A 21,108-nucleotide genomic window follows, 5' to 3' on the forward strand; every position below is an offset into this window, starting at 1 on the left:
TGCGGCGGGTGTCGTTTTTTATGCCCAGCTTAGGAGAGCCAGCTCTCGATTTTTTCCCATAAGTAAAATCTCACTTCTACCTCAGGTGCAGAGACAGTTACTTCTTCTGCTTTTTCTACTTCTTCGGACTCTTCTACCTCTACTTTTGTTTGCTCAGTGTCCACTATATTTGATTCGGAATTTAGCCCTACTTCGTTCTCTTCTAGGGGTACGACCGCTACTTGCTTTCTATCAAATCGATCGTAGTCTTCCTCTTCCTCGGATACAGTTGCTGTCGTTTGCTCAGATTCTTCAGGCTTTGGAGTTGGCTCTGCTTGTACAGCGTCGCCATTGGACATGTCAATAAAGCAGAGCGGCGGGAACAGGACACACCACCAGTTTTGACCTTTTGCCTCTCCAATTTGTACACGGACTGCTCGGTAATTACCCGCAGGATACACATAGGAGCCATACAGCTTCGTTGGAAAAGGGACTTCGCCAAAATCGACTACAGCTTTGTATGAAAAACCGCGTTCCTTGATCGTCTTGTCTACGACTTGTTGAAGGACAGGCAATTGTGTTTGAATCACTTGCTCTGCTTCCTCCAAAGTCTTGATATCATCCGCCCACGTATTCATTTGAGCGATAATCGCATCTCTTACTTCGCGCTTCAACCATTGGTCTTGGACAGAATCGCTGTTCGCAATAATGCGCAAGCGAACGGATTCCTGAGGGATCGGCCCATTATCCAACACATTGGCCGAAGTAAGCTGCCCCTCCCAGCTCATCATAAGCATAAACAGGCTAAATGCCATTAATAATATCCGTTTCATCGTTACCGTCTCCCTCTATACTGATCTTCTCTCTTTAGCAATCAGTATGGACGGATTCACACGATTTCAAACATTCTTTCCTTATGTAAAAAAGGCGAGACGAGTCAGCGCTATCGTCTCACTCCGATAACAACCCGCTCGATCCCCGCCAAATCTGGAACAATCTCTACCTCATCCATGACACCGGATGCCCTCATCAATGCCGCTACATCCCCAGCCTGATAAATGCCTACCTCAAACGCTACAACCGCTCTTTCTTTCAATAGATTAGGCAGCGCCTCACACAGTCGACGATAGCAATCCAGACCATCTTCGCCGCCATCCAAAGCCATGCGAGGTTCATGTACGCGTACTTCATCGTCCAGCTCCTCGACATCGCGACTCGGAATATAAGGTGGATTGGACACGAGGATGTCTACCTTTTCGCCTGCTTCCAAAAGCGGCTGCACCAAATCGCCTTGTAGAAAGCGGACATCTGCACCAAGACGACTTGCATTTTCCCGTGCGATTGCCGTTGCCTCCGGAGAGAGGTCCACCGTAGTCACGCGCCATTGCGTTTTTTCTAACGCGAGCGTAATGCAAATGGCTCCGCTCCCTGTGCCGATATCCACCACCGCTAGCTCTTCCCGCTCAGGCCAGAGCTTTGCAGCCGCAGCCATCACTTGCTCCACCAGGATTTCCGTTTCTGGTCTTGGGATCAGCACACCTGGTCGCACCGTAAAAGGACGCCCGTAAAACTCCTGTTCGCCAAACATGTATTGCAATGGTTCATTATTCGCCCGACGCACGCACAGTCCGTCCAGCTTCATCAATGTTTCTGCATCGATTGAATCCGTCATCGCCATTAAAAAGCGCGTCCGATCCCAGTCGAGGCAATGACGAATCATTAGCTCCGCTTCAAACAAAGGATCCTTTGTCCCTTTTTCCCGCAAAAAGGAAGAAGCCCGTAACAGGGCTTCTCGAATCGTCGTGACATCAGACCAATCAAGCTGAGTGTGCATGGCTTTTCAAAAGCTCCGTTTGTTCATGCAGGATCAGGTTGTCGATCACTTCATCCAATTCGCCTTCCAATACCGATTCCAGTCGGTGCAGGGTCAGACCGATGCGGTGGTCGGTCACGCGGCTTTGTGGATAGTTGTACGTGCGGATGCGCTCGCTTCGGTCACCAGTACCCACCAAGCTTTTGCGCGTAGCATCTGCTTCCGCATTTTGTTGTTGCATGTAGAAATCATACAGACGTGCGCGCAATACACGCAGCGCCTTGTCTTTGTTGGAATGCTGGGATTTTTCGTCCTGACAAGAAACCATGATCCCTGTAGGAATATGCGTTACGCGAACCGCAGACTTGGTCGTGTTAACGCTCTGACCGCCCGCACCACTGGAGCAGAACGTATCGATGCGGATATCTTTTTCGTGTACTTCTACTTCCACGTCTTCTGCTTCTGGCAGAACCAGCACAGTCGCAGTAGAAGTATGGATACGTCCACCGGACTCAGTAGCCGGGATGCGTTGCACACGATGCGCGCCGCTTTCGAATTTCATTTTGCTGTAAGCACCGCGGCCAGACAGCGAGAAGACAATTTCCTTGTACCCGCCAATATCGGTTGGGCTTGCCTCCAGCACTTCAATTTTAAAAGCGTTGCGCTCCGCAAAACGCGTGTACATACGGAAAAGCACCGCTGCAAACAGTGCAGCTTCATCGCCGCCCGCAGCACCGCGGATTTCCACAATGACGTTTTTCTCATCGTTCGGGTCTTTTGGAAGCAACAGGATCTTCAAGCGATCTTCCAGTTGTTCCTTGCGTGCTGACAATTCACTGAGTTCGAGCTTGACCATTTCGCGCATCTCGTCATCCAGTTTCTCTTCCAGCATCGCTTTCGCGTCGTCGATTTGACTCACCACTGATTTATATTCACGGTATGCCGTTACCGTCTCTTCCAACGAAGATTGTTCCTTGGACAGTTCACGCAAGCGTTTTGTATCACTAATGACGTCGGGGTCACATAGGAGATTCGTTACTTCTTCAAAACGCTCTTCGACTGCAGATAAGCGTGTAAACATTTTTATTTCACCCCATCGCAAAGAATAATAGCCTTTTGGCGCAGGCGAAGCCTTGGTAGCATGTATGTTAGATATGAATTGCGATAAAAATGCTATCTACCATAAAAACGGTTATAACAGATAAATTATAGGAGGAAAGGCGCGAGAAGTCAAAGTGCATTATAACTGGAAATGTTTTACCGATGCCAAACAGGCCCGGCTATGCCGAGCCTTGCTACATACGTCCTGCTCACCTGTCAGCGATGGTAACCGTCATGCGAGGTTAAGTGAAAATCGTAGTTTGGAATTCTTTCCCGAAGAAGTGAAATCACCTGCTGCTCGATGGTACGCGCTTGATTCGCAGTGATGTTATGCACAAGGTCAAGAGTAACATATGCATTGGCATCGCTGAGTGTGATGCGAGCATTTTCTACACCTTTCACCGACATGGCCATCCTCTCCATATTGGTTACTTCGACTGGCGTATTGCGCACATTGGCTTGACCGGTAACCATATTCGGATTTTGATTGCGCCCCATTAGCGGGTCGCGGTCAGCAGCAACAGGGGTACGGCCTTGCAGCGTATTGCCGCTTTGATCCCCTCTGACCTTCATATTGTGCTGCGTATTCCTCATATCCGTACGATAGCCCTGTTGCTTAGCTGTATTTCCTCCGCAGCCGACGGTGAGGACAGTCGTAAGTACAACCAAACCCAGAACGACACGCGAGCTGCGCAAAAGCCAAATAGGTTGTGTCCGCATGAAAAAGCCACCTCCTGTTTTGCTTAGTCTGCGCATCGCCTCTTGGGCTCATGCACGGGACAAACAGGGGGTGGCTAATGCTTTCTTTATTCGGCAACAGGTGGGGTATAGTAATGCTTGCGACAGACGCTGCTGTACGTATCATTTCCAGCAATTTCAATCGTCTCCCCAGAGTAAACGGGGTGTCCATTTTTGAACTTGAGAATATGTGTCGCCTTTTTATTGCAATAAACGCAGACGGTTTTAATCTCTTCGACCTTGTCAGCCTCACACAAGAGCGCGGCACTGCCGGGGAAGAGCTCATTCTTGAAGTTTTTCAACAAGCCATAGACGATTACAGGGATACCCAGCTTGTCTACGATCCTGACGAGCTGATTCACATGGTGGCGGCTGATGAACTGAGCCTCGTCAACCAACACGCAATGCGGCTTGACTGACTCTGCCTCGACGATTTGATACAGATCAGTCTCTTCGCTAATCGGAATTGCTTCCCGGCTAATCCCAACTCGCGAAGCAACTTTTCCCACGCCATAGCGATCATCCACTGCTGGAGTAAACACTACTACTTTTTTCCCCGATTGCTCGTAGTTGTGGGCAACGGTCAATAATTGAATGGATTTGGAAGCGTTCATCGCTCCATACCGAAAGTATAGTTGTGCCACGTCTCTATCTCCCTTTGCCTAAAAGTCGTTACTCAGTCTTTGCATGGCGGCCTTTTGCCTCCTGAAACAAGGCCATGGCCAGCTTTCTTCTTTGTGCGTGGTCCACACAAGGAATCGGGTAGTCGAAGCCAATCTTGCAGCCTGCTTGCTCTTGAATATGCTCCGGCATGTCCCACGGTTTATGAATATATTGTAGAGGTACTTCACGCAATACGGGAAGATATTTTTTGACGAAAACGCCGTCTGGATCAAACTTTTCCCCTTGTGTGACAGGATTGAATATCCGAAAATACGGCTGCGCATCGGTACCAGTCGAGGCACTCCACTGCCACCCCCCAATGTTTGCCGCTTCATCGAAATCGATCAACTGCTGTGCGAAGTAGGCCATTCCCCAACGCCAATCCACAAGCAAATCCTTTGTCAAAAATGATGCAGTAATCATCCGCAGCCGATTGTGCATCCATCCCGTCTCATTCAACTGCTTCATGGCAGCATCGACAATCGGGTAGCCCGTCTCCCCTTGACACCAACGGGTAAAAAGGTCCGTCCTGTTTTCCCAAGCGACCTTTTCAAATTGTGGCAAATAGGCATGGTCAGTCGTGTGCGGATGGAAATAGAGCACCTGCTGATAAAATTCTCTCCAAATGAGTTCCGTAAGAAAAGCTTCGATCGAGGTAACCTGCTCACCCCGTGCCCCAGCAAGCACTTCCTGTACGCTATGATACACCGTTCGTATAGACAGAGTACCTGCGTTGAGAGCAAAAGACAGCCGGGAGGTCGCATTCACCCCTGGCATGTCGCGTTTTTCTTTATACGTATAAATGTCACCATCTAAAAATTGCTGCAATCGTTTACGTGCCGCTTGCTCCCCGAACTGTTCCATCTCCCACTCGGTACCGATTGGTCGTTTTCGTCCAAACGCCTCCACAGTAGGAACTGGCTCACTCGCTAACTCCTTCAACCCATCCAATAGATTCCATCTTGTCGGTTGAGGGAACGGTCGGTCTTTTGGGAGCGTCTGCCAAACGCGGCGATAAGGCGTAAAAACGGCATACGGTGCCCGCAGCTTCGTCATAATTTCCCCGGGCTCATGCAAAATCAGATCCTTGCATGTATGTACAAACACGCCCTGACTGCTCAACACTTCTGACACGAGCTCGTCTCGCTTGCGAGCCTCTGGCGTATAATCCCGATTGAAAAACAGCTTATTTGCACCCGTCTCTTGCGCTAATTGACAGAGCACTTGCTGTGGGTTGCCGTGGCGAATCAGGAGGCGTCCTCCCAGTTGAGCCAAAGCGTCGTCGAGTGCAGCTATCGCGGAAAAATGCGCATACAGTCGCTTATCTCCTGCAGCCGCAGAACGACAAAGCGACTCCTCCACTATATAAACAGGGATAATCGGATCGCCTGTGAGCATAGCTGCATACAGAGCAGCATGGTCGTGCAAGCGCAGATCCCGACGGAACCAGACTATGGCAGTCATCGTTTGTCCTCCCGAAAAACTTAGTGCCAGAAAAAGACAAAACCAGGCAGATTGCTCTACCTGGTTGTTCCCATACATTCTGATTCTTACAGATTGTATTTGCGTTTGAAACGGTCTACACGGCCGCCTGCATCAACGAATTTTTGTTTTCCTGTGAAGAAAGGGTGGCAGTTGGAGCAGATCTCCACTTTCAGCACTTGTTTCACGGAACCGGATTCAAATTCGTTACCGCATGCGCAGCTAACTGTTACTACGTTGTACTTAGGATGAATGTCTTGTTTCATCTCTTCTACACCTCTTTCCGCCCTGAATCGTTTGCCGAAACAGAGTTATATAAACACATATCAGATAGTAGCATGAAACACTGCCAAAATGCAACTGGTTGGCCGATTACGCCATGTTTTTCCTACGCTGGAGCAGATCTGGAGGAATATGCGTAAACGAACCGATTACCACATCTGGCAGCTCTTGCTGATAAATTTCGATGGCTTGCTTCATGCCAAATACTTCGCCTTGCGCTTTTGGAATCATCGCCAAGTAGCTCTCTGGATCGATATTCAGATTCCGCAACTGAATCAGCTTAATGCCTGTTCTGCGGATGAACTCGATCATCGCTTCCATTTCCTCTTCGCGGTCAAACACGCCAGGGAAGCACAGGTAGTTAATCGACGTATACACACCCTTGGATGCAGCGTACTCAGCAGAACGCGCTACATTTTCCAACGTGTAGTTGCGCGGGCGGTAGTAGGCATTATAGTGTTCGTCAATCGCACTGATGATACTCACGCGCATCAGATCAAGCCCGGCATCAACAATGCCTTTGATATGATCCGTCAAGCCCGCATTCGTATTGATGTTGATAAAGCCCATATCTGTCGTTTCTCGTACACGACGCATAGCAGGAACAATGATGGAAGCCATCGTAGAAGGCTCACCCTCACAACCCTGTCCGAAGCTGATAATGCTCTCCGGTGTTTTCAAGTGGTGCAGCATGACTTCTACCAGCTCGTCCTCTGTCGGTTTGAAATTCATCCGTGTCTGTGGAGAAGGGAAACCACTGTCATCTGGTTGCTCGGAAATACAGCCGTAGCAACCGGCATTACAGGTATAGGAAACAGGCAAGCTGCCTTCCCAGCGGTTGAAAAAGTTATTGGAGGCCGTCAAGCATTCGTACTCCAACGCACAGTGGGACAAGTGGTTCAAAATGCGGTTTTGCGGAAACGTCTCCAACGTCTTTGCCACTCGCTGGCGCAGTTCATCCATCGGGAAGTTCAACGGGTCCCATTTGTAAATATCGTCACTCTCACGCCCCGTTACCCAGAATCGGTTATCCTTCCAGACGACTGCGGAATAGCCAAACAACGGCAGCTTGCTTTCCTTGTTCGTTTTCACATAGCCTGGCAGCAAGAGCCTTGTAATTCCTTGTGGCACAAGTGCGCCTACTGCTGTACAGCCATCCAACTTGACCATTTCACCTGTGTCAGGGTCCATTCCGATCGGCTCGGTGTCCGGCAAACTGACCAACGTCGATCCTTCCGGGAGCGGGATCAGTTCTTCTTCCAGAATTTCTGTCAATATATCTCCGTTACGAGCCACTGCAAAAAGACCTGGGTGGTCGTATACATTGCCTTTTTCATCTGCGTAAACTAAATACATGGGAAAATCGCCTCGCTTCTTTGCTTTGCCCATTGTATCGCATTGAAAAAGCAATGTAAATTGTATAGGGTTACCTGCCAAGATAGGGAAGTGGATTAATCGGCACATCATCCTGTCGCACTTCAAAGTGCAAATGATATCCCGTAGAGTTACCCGTTTGCCCCATGTATCCCAATATCTCCCCCGCTTCTACGGTTTGACCAGGTGACACCAGCAAGAGACGCATATGGGCATAAAAGGTTTGCAAGCCATCTCCGTGATCAATCACGACCATCCGCCCGTACCCTGACCTGTTGGCCCCTGCCTCCACAACAACTCCTGCCCTTGCTGCCAAGATCGGTGTCTTTGCTTCCTGTTCATTCCACAAATCCACACCCTTGTGTGTTTTTCCCCAACGCGCACCAAATCCGCTTGTAAGCGTAGCTTCTCTGACTGGCCAACTGAGACCGCCGCGAATCCTCGTAATCACTTGCCGACTTGCCGCTTGAACGGCACTTCGCTTCTGCTCTGGATCATTGCCCAACATCGGATTACCCTTAGCGATAGGGACATACACGACCTGTCCTACATACAGGTTGTCCGACAGCCATTTTAGTAGCGGATTTCGTTCGATTAACGATTCCCGACTCACACCATACCGTCTTGCTATGTAATCCAGCGTTTCTCCTCGTTTCACCATATGTCCGACTTCATCACGCTTGATAATTAACTTCATGCCCACACTCAACAGATGGGGATTCGTAATGCTATTAGCCTCTACCAGATTTTTCAAAGATAGACCGTAGCGCTGGGCAATACCGGATAGCGTATCTCCTTGCCGAACAGCGTACACCACCGATTTTCCTTTCGTTGCTGGTGAGGGTGAAGCCAGACTGGCATAGGGATTAAACGCTTGAAATAGCGCCTGCTCCACGACAGCTTTTTTCGCTTCCATCTGTGACTCCACCGGAGCGCTAACTTGCACGTACTCCACGAAGCATCTCCTCCTTCTTTTCCAGCTCCCTTCCTAACGGTATGCCAACGCCACAAAAAAAATGACGGTGAGTCATCATGAACTCACCGTCGTGCTAGCTGCTTTCCCTCTGCTCTGTTGCTTAGACTCAAGGGTTTGCAAAAATTCTTCGTTTGTTTTTGTATCTGCCAACTTTTTAATAAAGGAGTCGACAAACTCATTTGTTTCATTCATGTTCTTCCGGATCATCCACAGTTTATCCAGCTCTTCTTTGGTGAGCAGAAGCTCTTCGCGGCGCGTACCCGAACGGCGGATATCGATCGCCGGGAAAATTCTGCGCTCCGCCAGCTTGCGATCCAAATGAAGCTCCATGTTTCCGGTTCCTTTGAACTCCTCATAGATCACATCGTCCATGCGAGAGCCGGTCTCAACCAAAGCCGTAGCCAAAATGGTCAAGCTGCCGCCTTCTTCAATGTTCCGCGCTGAACCAAAAAAGCGCTTCGGACGATGGAAGGCTGCCGGATCAATACCACCGGACAATGTTCGACCACTTGGAGGAATAACCAAGTTGTAGGCACGAGCGAGACGTGTAATGGAATCCAGCAGGATCACCACGTCTTTTTTGTGCTCAACCAGTCGCTTCGCACGCTCCAAGACAAGCTCAGCAACTTTGATGTGATTCTCAGGCAACTCGTCAAAAGTCGAGGCAACTACCTCTCCTTTGACAGATCGTTGCATATCCGTCACCTCTTCCGGACGCTCATCAATGAGCAAGACAAACAAGTGGATATCCGGGCGGCTTTCGGTAATGCTGTTGGCAATCTCTTTGATCAGCATGGTTTTCCCCGCTTTTGGCGGAGCCACAATCAATCCACGCTGACCCAGTCCAACAGGAGAGAGAAGATCCATCAGGCGAGTGGAAACACGTGCAGGGGCTGTCTCCAATACAAGCTTGGTTTGAGGATACAACGGTGTCAATGCGGGGAAATGTAGACGCTCTGCGGCTGTCTCAGGGTCTTCTCCGTTCACTGCCTCTACTTGAAGGAGTCCAAAATAACGTTCATTCTCCTTCGGTGGTCTTGCTTTTCCAGATACCACATCCCCCATCCGCAGATCAAAACGGCGAATCTGCGACTGGGAGATGTAGATATCTTCCGAACTGGGGAGATAGTTAATGGGACGAAGGAAACCGTATCCCTCCGGCAATATTTCGAGAACCCCCTCCATAAACATGAGACCATCCCGCTCCGCTCGTGCCCGAAGAATCGCGAAAATCAATTCCTTCTTCTTCAGCTGGGAGTAGTACGGAATATGGTATTCCTTAGCAAGCTTATAGAGGTCGGTCAACTTCTTTTCTTCTAGTTCAGAAAGTAACATACATCCACCACTCTTTATTTACTCTTAAAAAACCTAGCTCAACAAATAAATGCGAAAATTGTTTTCTTACAAACCGTTACTCGGCTTGCGTTCTAAGCGGTGGTTCCCTTCAATGAAACGTACCGTTCCGGTTTTTGCACGCATAACAACGGAATTAGTCGTCGCACGAGTTCCTTGGAAGCGAACCCCTTTGAGCAACTCGCCATCTGTTACACCTGTCGCTGCAAAAATGGCGTCATCACCTTTCACCAAATCATCCATGAACAGTACTTGATGAGGGTTCGTTAATCCCATTTTGACACAGCGTTTAATCTCATCTTCATTTTGTGGTAACAGCTTGCCCTGAATTTCTCCCCCGAGGCATTTCAAGGCAACTGCTGCCAGAACACCTTCAGGAGCTCCTCCAGAACCGAACAAAATGTCTACACCTGTATCCGGGAAAGCGGTATTGATCGCAGCAGCTACGTCTCCGTCTGAGATGAGGCGAATACGCGCACCTGCCTCACGAATTTCGTGGATCACCCTAGAGTGACGATCACGGTCAAGCACAATAGCAACCAAATCGCTGATATCTTTCCCCTGTGCTTGCGCTACCGCTTTCAGGTTGTCACGAACCGGTGCGTTGATATCGACTTTGCCGACTGCTTTAGGCCCTACTGCCATTTTCTCCATATACATGTCAGGAGCATGCAACAAATTTCCACGGTCTGCAATGGCAATGACCGAAATCGCTCCCCATGTACCTTTTGCGAGGATATTGGTTCCCTCCAAAGGGTCAACAGCCACATCGACTGCCGGAGCCACTCCCTGGCCCAATCGCTCACCGATGTACAGCATTGGTGCTTCGTCCATTTCGCCCTCACCAATTACTACCACGCCATCCATCGGCACTTTCATAAATTCATTGCGCATTGCGGTCGTTGCCGCATCGTCAGCCTCATCTTTTTTTCCGAGACCCATCCAACTGGCAGAAGCCAAAGCAGCAGCTTCAGTCACACGTACCAGTTCAAGTGTTAAACTGCGTTCCATTCTGGAAGACTCCTCTCCTGGTGATTGGTTAACGCTGGTGGTTTTCCATGCTTTGCAGGCCTACCCGAGTAATATCGGCCCCCAAGGCTTGCAGTTTGCCCACCAAGTTTTCGTAGCCACGATCTATATGTTCAAGTCCTTCTAATTCTGTCGTGCCGTTTGTTGCCAGTCCGGCAATGAACAGAGCTGCTCCCGCACGCAAATCCGAAGCTACCACTTTGGCACCATTCAGTTTGCTTCCGCCTTCGATGACAGCCGATCTTCCTTCAATCCTCAAGGAAGCTCCCATACGGCGCAGTTCATCTACATGTCGAAAACGCGAGCTGTAAATATTGTCCGTCACGATGCTTGAGCCTTTGGCAAGAGTCAGCAAGGTCGTGATCGGCTGCTGAAGATCCGTTGGAAAACCCGGATACGGACTCGTTTTCACATCGATTGATCGATAAGAATCATATCCGATGACTTGGATACTATCATCCTGCTCTACCACTTGCACACCGATTTCGCGCAGCTTGGCCGTCACAGACTCCAAATGCTTTGGAATGACATTCTCCACCATCACATTGCCGTTCGTAGCCGCTGCTGCAATCATGTACGTCCCCGCTTCGATTCGATCAGGGATAATCGTATGACGGCATCCGCGCAAGCGTTCTACGCCTTGAATGCGGATCATGTCCGTTCCCGCGCCTTTGATGTTTGCTCCCATGTTGTTGAGCAAGGTCGCTACATCGACGATCTCAGGCTCACGGGCAGCGTTTTCAATAATGGTCACACCATCTGCTTTGGCAGCAGCCAGCATAATGTTAATGGTCGCACCAACACTGACCAGATCGAGATAAATTCGCGCGCCCTGCAACCGTCCATTTTGGGCACGAATAGTCATGACGCCGTTTTTGTTCTCCACCTCGGCGCCCATCGCTTCAAAGCCTTTGATATGCAAATCTACTGGACGCGGGCCCAAATCACAGCCACCTGGCAAGCCAACCTGCGCTTCACCGAACTTGGCGAGCAAGGCTCCCCACAAATAGTACGAGGCGCGAAGCTTTTTGATGCGACCATTTGGCATGAGCATTAGCCTCATACCGCGTCCATCGATTTCCATCCAATCTTCTTCGAACAGCACGTCAGCTCCCATTTCCTGCAAGAGCTCGTGATAAATACCTACATCCTGAATACGGGGGAGATTCTCAATAACAACGGGTCCATCTGCCAGCAACGCTGCTGGGATGAGTGCGACTGCGCTGTTTTTTGCTCCGCTGATGGTCACCGTCCCCGCGAGCGGTTTTCCACCGTTGATGATCAGCTTATCCATGCTTTGCTCTCCTCAGGCGTAATCGGGAAAGAAGCACCTTCCCCAATGGAAAAGGTGCTTGGACTTTCAACACATGTCCTTATTTTTGCATGCTTGCCCAGTCAGCGAGGAATTTCTCCAAGCCACTGTCTGTCAGTGGATGGGCAATCAGTTGTTTGAATACTTTCGCTGGAATGGTAGCGAAGTGAGAACCACGGCGAGCTGCCTCTGTTACGTGAACAGGGTGGCGCACAGATGCCGCAATGATCTCGGTGTCGATACCATGAACAGAAAAGATTTCTGCAATATCTTCGATCAATTGCATGCCATCTTGACCAATATCATCCAGGCGTCCCAAGAACGGAGACACAAAGCTCGCACCTGCGCGCGCAGCCAAAAGTGCCTGGTTCGCGGAGAACACCAGTGTTACGTTTGTTCTGATTTTGCGTTTAGCAAAATACTTCGTTGCCTTCAAACCTTCTGCGGTCATTGGCAGCTTGATGACGATGTTTTTCGAAAGAGCAGCGAGCTTCTCTCCCTCTTCAATCATGCCTTTTGCATCTGTACTGATGACTTCGGCACTGATCGGACCGTCAACAATATCGAGAATTTCTTTCAGGGTTTCTACAAAATCGCGTCCTTCTTTGGCAACCAGGGACGGATTTGTCGTTACACCTGCCAGAACTCCCCATTCGTGAATCTCGCGGATTTCTTCAACGTTTGCTGTATCAATCAAAAAACGCATGATTAGCCTCCCAGTTACGCGCGGTTGCTGCTTCCGAACAAGCGCATTTTTCCTTTTACTACTTCCTTGATCGCATCGCGAGCAGGGCTCAGGTATTTGCGTGGGTCGATCTCATTCGGCTTAGCAGCCAGCACTTTGCGAACTGTTTCCGTGCATGCGACTTGGCTTTCTGTATTTACATTGATTTTTCCTACGCCCAAACGGATGGATTCGATAATCGCTTCGTCTGGTACGCCGGAACCACCGTGAAGAACGATCGGCGCTCCAATGTTGCTCGCTACTTTTTCGATAATGTCGTAGCGGATTTTTGGAACTCCTTTGTACATACCGTGTGCTGTACCTACAGCAATCGCTACGTAGTCTACTTTTGTTTCTTCCCAGAAGCGGATTGCTTCCTCAGGATTTGCCAGAGTAGCATCTTCCTCGTCAACAGACAAGTCGTCTTCCACTCCGCCGATGGTACCGAGTTCACCTTCTACCGATACGCCAACAGCGTGAGCAGCCTCTACAACCTGTTTGGTCAGGCGAAGGTTATCTTCAAACGAATGATGGGAACCATCGAACATAACAGAAGAGAACCCAGCGCGAATGCACTTCATTACCATGTCGAAATTGCTACCATGGTCAAGATGCAAAGCAACAGGAACTCCTGCGCGTTCAGCAGCCACTTTTGCAATCGCTACTGTATAATCGATCCCCATGTATTTCAATGCACCCTCAGAAACACCAAAGATCACAGGCGATTTTTCTTCCATCGCAGCTTCCGTAATCGCTTGAGTAAACTCCAGATTGTTCAGGTTAAATTGTCCGACGGCGTATTTATGCTTTTTGACGTCTTCGGTAAAAGCGGTCATAGGTACCAGTGGCATTTTGTAAATCCTCCTCTAGCAGACTTCAGTCATGTGGCTTATTATACCACAGACAAGCATTTGTTAACAGGGACGCTTGTACCCTGACCTTAGCAGTCAGTTCCTAACAAGCTAATTGCTGATGCACCGCCATTCGTAGTTCATCGATATCAAATGGCTTTGTAAAATGAGTCAAAGCTCCCAGTTGTGTTGCTTCTTTGATCATGTCCAGCTCTCCGTAAGCTGTCATCATGATGACTTTGATTTCCTGATTGATCTTCTTGATGTGTTTCAAGATCTCAATACCATCCATCCCAGGGATCTTCATGTCGAGGATAACCAAATCTGGCGATTCTTTTTCCACAATCTCTAATGCCATTTTCCCGTTTGCTGCCTGAAAGGTCTTGTACCCTTCTTTCCCCAGCACCTCATACAGTAAAATGCGAATCCCATACTGGTCATCCACAACCAGTACCTTTTTATCTTGTTTGTCGAACATTCTGATTCCCCCCTGACGAATGCGTTTTCTTAATTATTATGGGTTCGCCTAAAATCAGGAAACTCCTTCACCTTTTTTGCTGAACGTCTGCTTAAAATTTCCCATAGGCCTCATTTCGAGTATAATGGGAAAAACCAATTTCCCCTACACACAAGGAGCCAGATACTTACTATGGATGCTCTGTGGCTGATTTGCTTGTTAACATTTATTATCCATACAACAGAGACACTTACCTACGGAATCCGTTTTGCAGGGGTACAAACAGGCAGGATAGCTGTAGCGATGTCTCTGGTCGGGATCGTATTGCTCCTCTCCCGTACTTCCAACCTGATTCAAGGACCCTTTACCGGGGGATTGATGGATCAAGCTGCGATCGAGCACTTTGATCCTAGCACGCAATTGCACGTGATTATTGCAGCGTCCTCGCTCGGAACCTTGGCGGCTATCGTACTGTTCCCCACTTTTGTCCAACTATCGAAACGAATGATCTCGCACTTGGAGATAGCGGGCTCAATTCCGCAAATGATTCGCACGGCAGTTACTGTCGAAACCATCCGCCGTGTCCACCATCATGTCCGGATTCCTAGCTGGCAAGCCATCTCTCGGTTTCGAATCAAAGGCGTTCCCAAACGATTACTGTTACTTAATGCATTGGGGACAGCTATCTACACAAGCAGCGTACTGTCCGTGTTGTACGCGACATTGCTAGCCCCGGATTACAAAGCAACCGTTCTGATGTCTTCCGGATTAATCAACGGCTTTGCCACGATTTTCATGACGATTCTGGTAGACCCGCAAATTGCCCTTTTGACAGAAAAAGCAATGCAAGGGAAAACTACGCAGCAATCCATTCGCGACATGTACCTATGGCTGATGATCTCACGTTTTATCGGAACGATTTTGGCTCAATTCCTGCTCATTCCGTCCGCCTACTGGGTAGCCTGGCTATCTCCCTTGTTCCATTGATCTACTTGGAAAGCACAAGACGCACCTGCGACTATACATCGCGGGTGCGTCTTTCTATTTAACGAACTATGTTATTTGTTCAGGGAAGCCTTCACGAAGTCACGGAACAGTGGCTGTGGACGGTTCGGACGGGATGTGAACTCTGGATGGAACTGTGTCGCTACATACCATGGATGTTCTGGAACTTCCACGATTTCAACCAGACGACCATCTGGAGTTGTACCTGCAAAACGCAAGCCCAACTGCGCCAATTGATCACGGTATTCGTTGTTCACTTCATAACGATGACGATGACGCTCATAAACCAGGGTACTTCCGTATGCAGCCTCAGTCAGCGTGCCTTCTTCCACTTTGGTTGGACCGAGACCCAGACGCATTGTACCGCCCTTGTCCTCGATATCTTTTTGCTCTGGCAAGAGGTCAATAACCGGATATGCTGTATTCGGGTTGATCTCGGAGCTGTTTGCGCCGTCCATACCCGCTACGTGGCGAGCGAACTCGATCACAGCGATTTGCATACCCAGGCAAATTCCGAGGAATGGTACTTTATTTTCACGAGCATAGCGCGTAGCGATGATTTTACCTTCGATACCACGATCGCCAAAGCCGCCTGGTACGAGGATACCTTTTACATCACCGAGCAGTTCGCCAACATTTTCTGGCGTAACTTCTTCCGCGTGCACCCATTTGATTTCTACTTTGGAGTCGTTCGCATAGCCACCATGGTACAGCGCTTCTGCTACGGACAAGTACGCATCATGCAATTCTACATATTTACCAACGATTGCAATGGTAGTCGTCTTGGACAGGTTTTTGATTTTCGATACGAGCGATTTCCACTCTGTCATATCCGCTTCTTGGCAAGTCAGACCCAAGTGGCGGCATACATAATCGTCCAATCCTTGTGCTTGCAATTGCAGTGGTACATCGTAAAGGCTATCAGCGTCTACACATTCCACTACCGCATTTTTATCAATATCACAGAACAGAGCCAACTTGTCTTTCATTTCTTGCGTCATCGGTTGCTCGGTACGTGTCACGATTACATTTGGTTGAATACCCAAGCTGCGCAGTTCTTTCACGCTATGTTGCGTAGGCTTGGTTTTCATTTCACCTGCTGCCTTGATGTATGGTACCAGGGTTACGTGAATGTACATGACGTTTTCGCGACCGATGTCACTTTTGATCTGGCGAATGGATTCAAGGAATGGCAAGCTCTCGATATCCCCTACAGTTCCACCGATCTCGGTAATCACTACATCTGCCCCGGTTTCGCGACCTGCACGGAAAATGCGATCTTTGATTTCGTTCGTGATGTGAGGAATAACTTGAACGGTTCCTCCCAAATAGTCGCCACGGCGTTCTTTGGCGATGACAGTCGAGTAAATTCTACCAGTCGTCATATTGGAGTTAGCGCTCAGGTTGATATCGATAAAGCGCTCATAGTGGCCCAAGTCCAGGTCTGTTTCCGCACCATCGTCCGTTACGAAAACTTCCCCGTGTTGATACGGACTCATCGTTCCCGGGTCAACGTTGATGTATGGGTCACACTTTTGGATAGTTACCTTCAGACCCCTATTTTTCAAGAGTCGGCCCAGAGAAGCCGCTGTAATTCCTTTTCCCAACGAGGATACAACCCCGCCTGTCACAAAAATATACTTCGTCATCGTTACGTCCCCTCTTTCCCTCACCCTTAAGTTGTTATAAAAATCGAATGAAGACGGCTCCAAAAAAAAAGAAAAACAAAAGCGAGTCCTATCCCGTAAAGAAATGGGGTAGGGGCACTTTTGTTTTATAGTTTCCCATATTTGATCCTTCTTCATGTGAAGCCCAAGGAGTATTTTATCTGTCCCTCAAGCGGAAGTCAAGGACCTATTTCTCGTCTTCGTCGTCGAGCTCTTCGTCAGATTCCTCTTCCTCAAGCTCTTCGTCCTCTTCGAACATCTCATCATCTTCGTCTTCGAGTTCTTCCTCGTCGATTTCTCCATCGATTTCTTCTTCTTCGATTTCAGAATCCTCGTCAACGAATTCCTCTTCGTCCTCAAAGATGACAACATCGTCGTCCTCGAATTCTTCGACACCTTCGTCTTCGGAATCGTAATCGTCGAAGTCGTCTTCCGTGACGATTTTCTTCTTCTTCGTTCCGCCACCCTCTTGGGTTTCTTCCACGGTGTCGGTTGGGTACCAGCGTTTCAATCCCCATACGTTGTCACCGAGGCACACGAAGCGGCCATCAATGTTAATTTCTGTGTATACTTGCGCGATGATTGCCATGAGTTGTTCATCTGTCAGCTTGCGCACTGCAACCAGTTCATTCATCAGCTCGCGGAAGTTGTAAGTGCGGTTAGTTTCACGCAAAATTTCATACGCAATGTCAACTAACGCCATCTCACTCAGTTTCTCGGAATCCATATGAGCAAACAATTGACTCACTCAGGGCACGTCCTTTCCATATAAAAACGATTGATTTGAATACTGACCCGGTGCCCTGTTCGGGGGACGCAGGCTGGTATAAGTCATTCATAAATGATATCGATTTCTTCGATTGTACATTGTACAACATAAGAAGGCTATCATACAGTATTCCTTATTTTAGACGAAAATGCAAGGCTTTCAAACAGGGGCTGACTAATTCTTGTCGACACCAAAACCAAAGACATCCCTCGGCAATCGCTACCGAGGGATTTGTCTTACATATTTCTGCGGTATTGACCGCCTACTTCATACAGAGCAGCACTGATTTGTCCAAGCGATGCTACTTTTACCGTCTCCATCAGCTCAGCAAAGATGTTCTCTCCCGCCATGGCCACTTCCTGCAGGCGCCGCAGCGCAGTCGCAGACACATCCTTGTGGCGCTCCTGGAATGCACGGAGATTTATGATTTGCTGTTCTTTTTCCTCTTCGGTTGCCCGAGCCAATTCAATCTCGTAATCGTCCTCAGATGCATTCGGATTGATGAACGTGTTCACCCCAATAATTGGCAGCTCGCCTGTATGCTTTTTCATCTCGTAATACATGGACTCGTCTTGAATTTTGCCGCGCTGGTATTGAGTCTCCATCGCTCCCAGTACGCCTCCGCGAGAACTGATCCGCTCGAACTCTTGCATAACTGCCTCTTCTACCAAATCAGTCAACTCGTCGATGATGAATGCCCCTTGAAGCGGGTTCTCATTTTTCGCGAGTCCCATTTCCTTGTTGATGATCATCTGAATCGCCATCGCGCGCCGCACAGAATTCTCTGTCGGGGTCGTAATCGCCTCGTCGTATGCATTCGTGTGAAGTGAATTACAGTTGTCGTAAATGGCAATCAAGGCCTGCAAGGTCGTTCTGATATCGTTGAAATCCATCTCCTGCGCGTGCAAGGAACGGCCGGATGTCTGGATGTGGTACTTCAGCTTTTGGCTGCGGTCATTTGCACCATAACGATTCTTCATCACGGTTGCCCAAATCCGGCGAGCCACACGTCCAATCACGGTGTATTCCGGATCGAGACCATTGGAGAAGAAGAAAGACAAGTTCGGCGCAAAGTCATCGATGTTCATGCCACGGCTTAAATAGTACTCGACGTAGGTAAATCCGTTAGACAGCGTAAACGCAAGCTGCGTAATCGGATTCGCCCCCGCCTCCGCAATATGATAGCCGGAAATGGACACAGAGTAGTAGTTCCGCACTTTCTGATCGATAAAATACTGCTGGATATCCCCCATCATCCGCAAGGCAAATTCTGTCGAGAAGATACACGTGTTTTGCCCCTGATCCTCTTTCAAAATATCCGCCTGAACGGTTCCGCGAACGGTCGACAGCGTGTACGCCCTGATTTGCTTCGCTTCGTCCTCGGTAGGCTGGCGCCCTTCTTTTTGGACAAAAGCATCTAGCTGCTGCTCAATCGCCGTATTCATGAACATGGCCAAAATCATGGGCGCAGGACCGTTGATCGTCATGGACACAGAAGTGCTAGGTGCACATAGATCAAAGCCGGCGTACAGCTTTTTCATGTCATCCAGGGTGCAAATGCTAACCCCACTCGTACCGATCTTCCCGTAAATGTCCGGGCGGTAGTCAGGGTCCTCACCATACAGCGTAACCGAGTCAAAAGCCGTACTGAGTCGCTTCGCATCATCATTTTGAGACAGGAAGTGAAAGCGTTTGTTCGTCCGCTCTGGAGTACCTTCGCCAGCAAATTGTCGCTTAGGGTCCTCTCCCTCACGTTTAAACGGAAATACTCCTGCGGTATAAGGGAATTCACCTGGTACGTTTTCTTTTAACGACCACTTTAAAATTTCTCCCCAATCCTCGTAATCAGGGACGGCTACTTTTGAAATGCGTGTACCAGACAACGATACACTGAAAAGCTTGGTAATCAATTCCTTGTCGCGAATTTTCGTGACGAATTGATCCTTCCGATACGCTTCCTTGAGCTTAGGCCAATTTTCGAGAATACGTCGGCACTCCGGATGTAGCTTTTCTTCAAAAAGAACGATTTGCTTATCGAGCACCGCTGCCAGCTCGGTAGCCGCAGAATCTCCCGAGGCAAGTACCGTCTCCTTTGCGCCCTGCAACTGGAACAGCTTGCGGGCAATCAACGACTGCTCTTCGGCATAGGCACGGTATTGGCGGACGGTGTTGGCAATGTCTTGCAAATAATTGATTCTCTCTGTCGGAATCAACGAAGTTTTATGAATGTTAACAGGAGTCGTATCCAGATGCTCCACAGGCCAGTCAACGCCAGTCTTTTCTACCATTCGATGCATCAAGGCAGCAAATAACACATTCGTTCCCGGATCGTTAAACTGGCTCGCAATCGTACCATACACAGGAACCTTTTCATCCGGCAGCTCAAAAAGCTGATGATTGCGTCGATATTGCTTGCGAACCTCGCGAAGAGCGTCCTCCGAGCCTTTGCGCTCAAATTTGTTGATCGCGATCACATCAGCAAAGTCGAGCATATCAATCTTTTCCAACTGGGATGGTGCCCCGAATTCACTGGTCATGACGTACATGGAGACGTCGCACACTTCTGTGACCTGCGCATCCCCCTGACCAATCCCGCTCGTTTCCACAATAATCAGATCAAAATGGGCAGAACGGGTTACTTGAATCGCGTCTTTTAATGCAGCAGACAGCTCCATGCCTGATTTGCGGGTGGCGAGACTGCGCATGTATACGCGCGGTGTCGAATTCGCATTCATACGGATACGGTCACCTAGTAACGCTCCACCTGATTTTTGCTTGGATGGATCGACAGATAAGATCGCAACCGTCTTCTCGGGATAAGTGCGAATAAATCGACGAACAAGCTCATCGGTTAATGAGCTTTTTCCTGCTCCACCCGTGCCTGTGATCCCTAATACCGGAATGGTTGAATCAGCTTCCACTAAAATTTCCCGGAGAGGTTCTGTCCATACGGGTTGGTCCACTGCATACTCAGCAACGGAAATAAGCCGGGCAATCGCCTGATGGTTTTGCTCGCGTAAGCCTGCTACTTCTTCCTCCAGTTGCTTAACGGTTGGGAAATCGCTATGTCTGATCATGTCGTTGATCATGCCTTGCAAGCCCAATCGTCTGCCATCATCTGGCGAGTAAATTTTACAGACTCCGTACTCTTCCAATTCCCGAATCTCGCGTGGAACGATAACGCCGCCACCGCCGCCAAAAACACGGATATGCTCTGCTCCCCGCTCGCGTAATAGATCAATTACGTATTTGAAATACTCCACATGACCGCCTTGGTAGGAACTGATGGCAATCCCTTGCACATCCTCCTGGACAGCGGCTGTTACAATATCGTCAACAGAGCGGTTGTGTCCGAGATGGATGACCTCTACTCCCGACGATTGTAAAATACGGCGCATGATATTAATCGAGGCATCGTGACCATCATACAGACTGGCTGCGGTCACAAAGCGAACCTTGTTTTGCGGACGATACACTTCCGTTTCCATCGTTCCACTCTCCTTTTCATAAGTTTAAAAAGGCGGAAAAACAGA

General features: G+C 48.9%; 19 protein-coding genes. 1 reads left to right on the forward strand and 18 read right to left on the reverse strand.

Annotated elements, in window-relative coordinates; translation table 11 throughout:
• Nucleotides 1-29: 29 nt before the first annotated feature.
• The 15 genes from spoIIR to HP568_RS00470 all read right to left on the reverse strand — a co-directional run bounded on the left by spoIIR (nucleotide 30) and on the right by HP568_RS00470 (nucleotide 14,155).
• Entirely contained in the window at nucleotides 30-812 is a 783-nt protein-coding gene (gene spoIIR, locus HP568_RS00400; RefSeq protein WP_173628016.1) for a stage II sporulation protein R, read from the reverse strand.
• Between the two features lie 110 nt (nucleotides 813-922).
• On the reverse strand, nucleotides 923-1,813 hold the full coding sequence (gene prmC / locus HP568_RS00405; protein WP_173628017.1) for a peptide chain release factor N(5)-glutamine methyltransferase: 891 nt from the start codon (nucleotides 1,811-1,813) through the stop codon (nucleotides 923-925).
• Nucleotides 1,797-2,873, reverse strand: coding sequence for a peptide chain release factor 1 (gene prfA, locus HP568_RS00410; protein ID WP_048035105.1), 1,077 nt, complete (start codon nucleotides 2,871-2,873; stop codon nucleotides 1,797-1,799). Before prfA ends, prmC begins: the two co-directional genes overlap by 17 nt.
• A 236-nt stretch (nucleotides 2,874-3,109) precedes the next feature.
• Nucleotides 3,110-3,613: a sporulation protein gene (locus HP568_RS00415; protein WP_173628018.1), complete on the reverse strand. Its 504-nt coding sequence runs from the start codon at nucleotides 3,611-3,613 to the stop codon at nucleotides 3,110-3,112.
• A gap of 86 nt (nucleotides 3,614-3,699) precedes the next feature.
• A complete protein-coding gene (locus HP568_RS00420; protein ID WP_173628019.1) occupies nucleotides 3,700-4,275 on the reverse strand; it encodes a thymidine kinase in 576 nt (191 codons plus the stop codon).
• A gap of 28 nt (nucleotides 4,276-4,303) precedes the next feature.
• Entirely contained in the window at nucleotides 4,304-5,758 is a 1,455-nt protein-coding gene (locus HP568_RS00425) for a cryptochrome/photolyase family protein (RefSeq protein ID WP_048035108.1), read from the reverse strand.
• A gap of 86 nt (nucleotides 5,759-5,844) precedes the next feature.
• Complete coding sequence (gene rpmE / locus HP568_RS00430; protein WP_048035109.1) at nucleotides 5,845-6,042, reverse strand: 50S ribosomal protein L31; 198 nt, start codon at nucleotides 6,040-6,042, stop codon at nucleotides 5,845-5,847.
• A 106-nt stretch (nucleotides 6,043-6,148) separates the two neighbouring features.
• Nucleotides 6,149-7,414 (reverse strand): radical SAM family protein, encoded by a 1,266-nt coding sequence (locus HP568_RS00435; RefSeq protein ID WP_048035991.1) that lies wholly within the window; start codon nucleotides 7,412-7,414, stop codon nucleotides 6,149-6,151.
• 70 nt (nucleotides 7,415-7,484) lie between these two features.
• Entirely contained in the window at nucleotides 7,485-8,387 is a 903-nt protein-coding gene (locus HP568_RS00440) for a M23 family metallopeptidase (RefSeq protein WP_173628021.1), read from the reverse strand.
• Nucleotides 8,388-8,462: 75 nt separating this feature from the next.
• Entirely contained in the window at nucleotides 8,463-9,743 is a 1,281-nt protein-coding gene (gene rho, locus HP568_RS00445; protein WP_048035111.1) for a transcription termination factor Rho, read from the reverse strand.
• A 66-nt stretch (nucleotides 9,744-9,809) separates the two neighbouring features.
• Nucleotides 9,810-10,772 (reverse strand): class II fructose-bisphosphatase, encoded by a 963-nt coding sequence (gene glpX / locus HP568_RS00450; RefSeq protein WP_048035112.1) that lies wholly within the window; start codon nucleotides 10,770-10,772, stop codon nucleotides 9,810-9,812.
• A 28-nt stretch (nucleotides 10,773-10,800) separates the two neighbouring features.
• Nucleotides 10,801-12,084, reverse strand: coding sequence for a UDP-N-acetylglucosamine 1-carboxyvinyltransferase (locus HP568_RS00455; RefSeq protein WP_048035113.1), 1,284 nt, complete (start codon nucleotides 12,082-12,084; stop codon nucleotides 10,801-10,803).
• A 79-nt stretch (nucleotides 12,085-12,163) separates the two neighbouring features.
• Nucleotides 12,164-12,808 carry a fructose-6-phosphate aldolase gene (fsa, locus tag HP568_RS00460; protein ID WP_015893657.1) on the reverse strand — a complete coding sequence of 215 codons (645 nt, stop codon included), beginning with the start codon at nucleotides 12,806-12,808 and terminating at the stop codon, nucleotides 12,164-12,166.
• Nucleotides 12,809-12,822: 14 nt separating this feature from the next.
• Complete coding sequence (gene fba, locus HP568_RS00465) at nucleotides 12,823-13,677, reverse strand: class II fructose-1,6-bisphosphate aldolase (RefSeq protein ID WP_048035114.1); 855 nt, start codon at nucleotides 13,675-13,677, stop codon at nucleotides 12,823-12,825.
• A gap of 103 nt (nucleotides 13,678-13,780) precedes the next feature.
• Nucleotides 13,781-14,155: a response regulator gene (locus HP568_RS00470; RefSeq protein ID WP_007725537.1), complete on the reverse strand. Its 375-nt coding sequence runs from the start codon at nucleotides 14,153-14,155 to the stop codon at nucleotides 13,781-13,783.
• A gap of 171 nt (nucleotides 14,156-14,326) precedes the next feature.
• On the opposite strand from HP568_RS00470, the gene HP568_RS00475 reads away from it, so the two are divergent.
• The gene (locus HP568_RS00475; protein ID WP_048035115.1) at nucleotides 14,327-15,121 is read left to right on the forward strand and encodes a lipid II flippase Amj family protein; all 795 of its coding nucleotides are present in this window, start codon (nucleotides 14,327-14,329) and stop codon (nucleotides 15,119-15,121) included.
• A gap of 71 nt (nucleotides 15,122-15,192) precedes the next feature.
• On the opposite strand, the gene HP568_RS00480 is transcribed toward HP568_RS00475, so the two are convergent.
• The 3 genes from HP568_RS00480 to icmF all read right to left on the reverse strand — a co-directional run bounded on the left by HP568_RS00480 (nucleotide 15,193) and on the right by icmF (nucleotide 21,063).
• A complete protein-coding gene (locus HP568_RS00480) occupies nucleotides 15,193-16,788 on the reverse strand; it encodes a CTP synthase (RefSeq protein ID WP_048035116.1) in 1,596 nt (531 codons plus the stop codon).
• A gap of 205 nt (nucleotides 16,789-16,993) precedes the next feature.
• Nucleotides 16,994-17,554: a DNA-directed RNA polymerase subunit delta gene (gene rpoE / locus HP568_RS00485; protein WP_048035117.1), complete on the reverse strand. Its 561-nt coding sequence runs from the start codon at nucleotides 17,552-17,554 to the stop codon at nucleotides 16,994-16,996.
• A gap of 257 nt (nucleotides 17,555-17,811) precedes the next feature.
• Nucleotides 17,812-21,063 carry a fused isobutyryl-CoA mutase/GTPase IcmF gene (gene icmF, locus HP568_RS00490; RefSeq protein ID WP_048035118.1) on the reverse strand — a complete coding sequence of 1,084 codons (3,252 nt, stop codon included), beginning with the start codon at nucleotides 21,061-21,063 and terminating at the stop codon, nucleotides 17,812-17,814.
• Between the last annotated feature and the right edge of the window lie 45 nt (nucleotides 21,064-21,108).

The sequence above is a fragment of the Brevibacillus sp. MS2.2 genome (assembly GCF_013284345.1).
Classification (GTDB): domain Bacteria; phylum Bacillota; class Bacilli; order Brevibacillales; family Brevibacillaceae; genus Brevibacillus; species Brevibacillus brevis_C.

Coding starts and splice junctions, on each gene's coding strand:
- spoIIR (WP_173628016.1), bottom strand. CDS start 812: ATGAAACGGATATTATTAATGGCATTTAGCCTGTTTATGCTTATGATG.
- prmC (WP_173628017.1), bottom strand. CDS start 1,813: ATGCACACTCAGCTTGATTGGTCTGATGTCACGACGATTCGAGAAGCC.
- prfA (WP_048035105.1), bottom strand. CDS start 2,873: ATGTTTACACGCTTATCTGCAGTCGAAGAGCGTTTTGAAGAAGTAACG.
- HP568_RS00415 (WP_173628018.1), bottom strand. CDS start 3,613: ATGCGGACACAACCTATTTGGCTTTTGCGCAGCTCGCGTGTCGTTCTG.
- HP568_RS00425 (WP_048035108.1), bottom strand. CDS start 5,758: ATGACTGCCATAGTCTGGTTCCGTCGGGATCTGCGCTTGCACGACCAT.
- rpmE (WP_048035109.1), bottom strand. CDS start 6,042: ATGAAACAAGACATTCATCCTAAGTACAACGTAGTAACAGTTAGCTGC.
- HP568_RS00435 (WP_048035991.1), bottom strand. CDS start 7,414: ATGTATTTAGTTTACGCAGATGAAAAAGGCAATGTATACGACCACCCA.
- rho (WP_048035111.1), bottom strand. CDS start 9,743: ATGTTACTTTCTGAACTAGAAGAAAAGAAGTTGACCGACCTCTATAAG.
- glpX (WP_048035112.1), bottom strand. CDS start 10,772: ATGGAACGCAGTTTAACACTTGAACTGGTACGTGTGACTGAAGCTGCT.
- HP568_RS00455 (WP_048035113.1), bottom strand. CDS start 12,084: ATGGATAAGCTGATCATCAACGGTGGAAAACCGCTCGCGGGGACGGTG.
- fsa (WP_015893657.1), bottom strand. CDS start 12,808: ATGCGTTTTTTGATTGATACAGCAAACGTTGAAGAAATCCGCGAGATT.
- fba (WP_048035114.1), bottom strand. CDS start 13,677: ATGCCACTGGTACCTATGACCGCTTTTACCGAAGACGTCAAAAAGCAT.
- HP568_RS00470 (WP_007725537.1), bottom strand. CDS start 14,155: ATGTTCGACAAACAAGATAAAAAGGTACTGGTTGTGGATGACCAGTAT.
- HP568_RS00475 (WP_048035115.1), top strand. CDS start 14,327: ATGGATGCTCTGTGGCTGATTTGCTTGTTAACATTTATTATCCATACA.
- HP568_RS00480 (WP_048035116.1), bottom strand. CDS start 16,788: ATGACGAAGTATATTTTTGTGACAGGCGGGGTTGTATCCTCGTTGGGA.
- icmF (WP_048035118.1), bottom strand. CDS start 21,063: ATGGAAACGGAAGTGTATCGTCCGCAAAACAAGGTTCGCTTTGTGACC.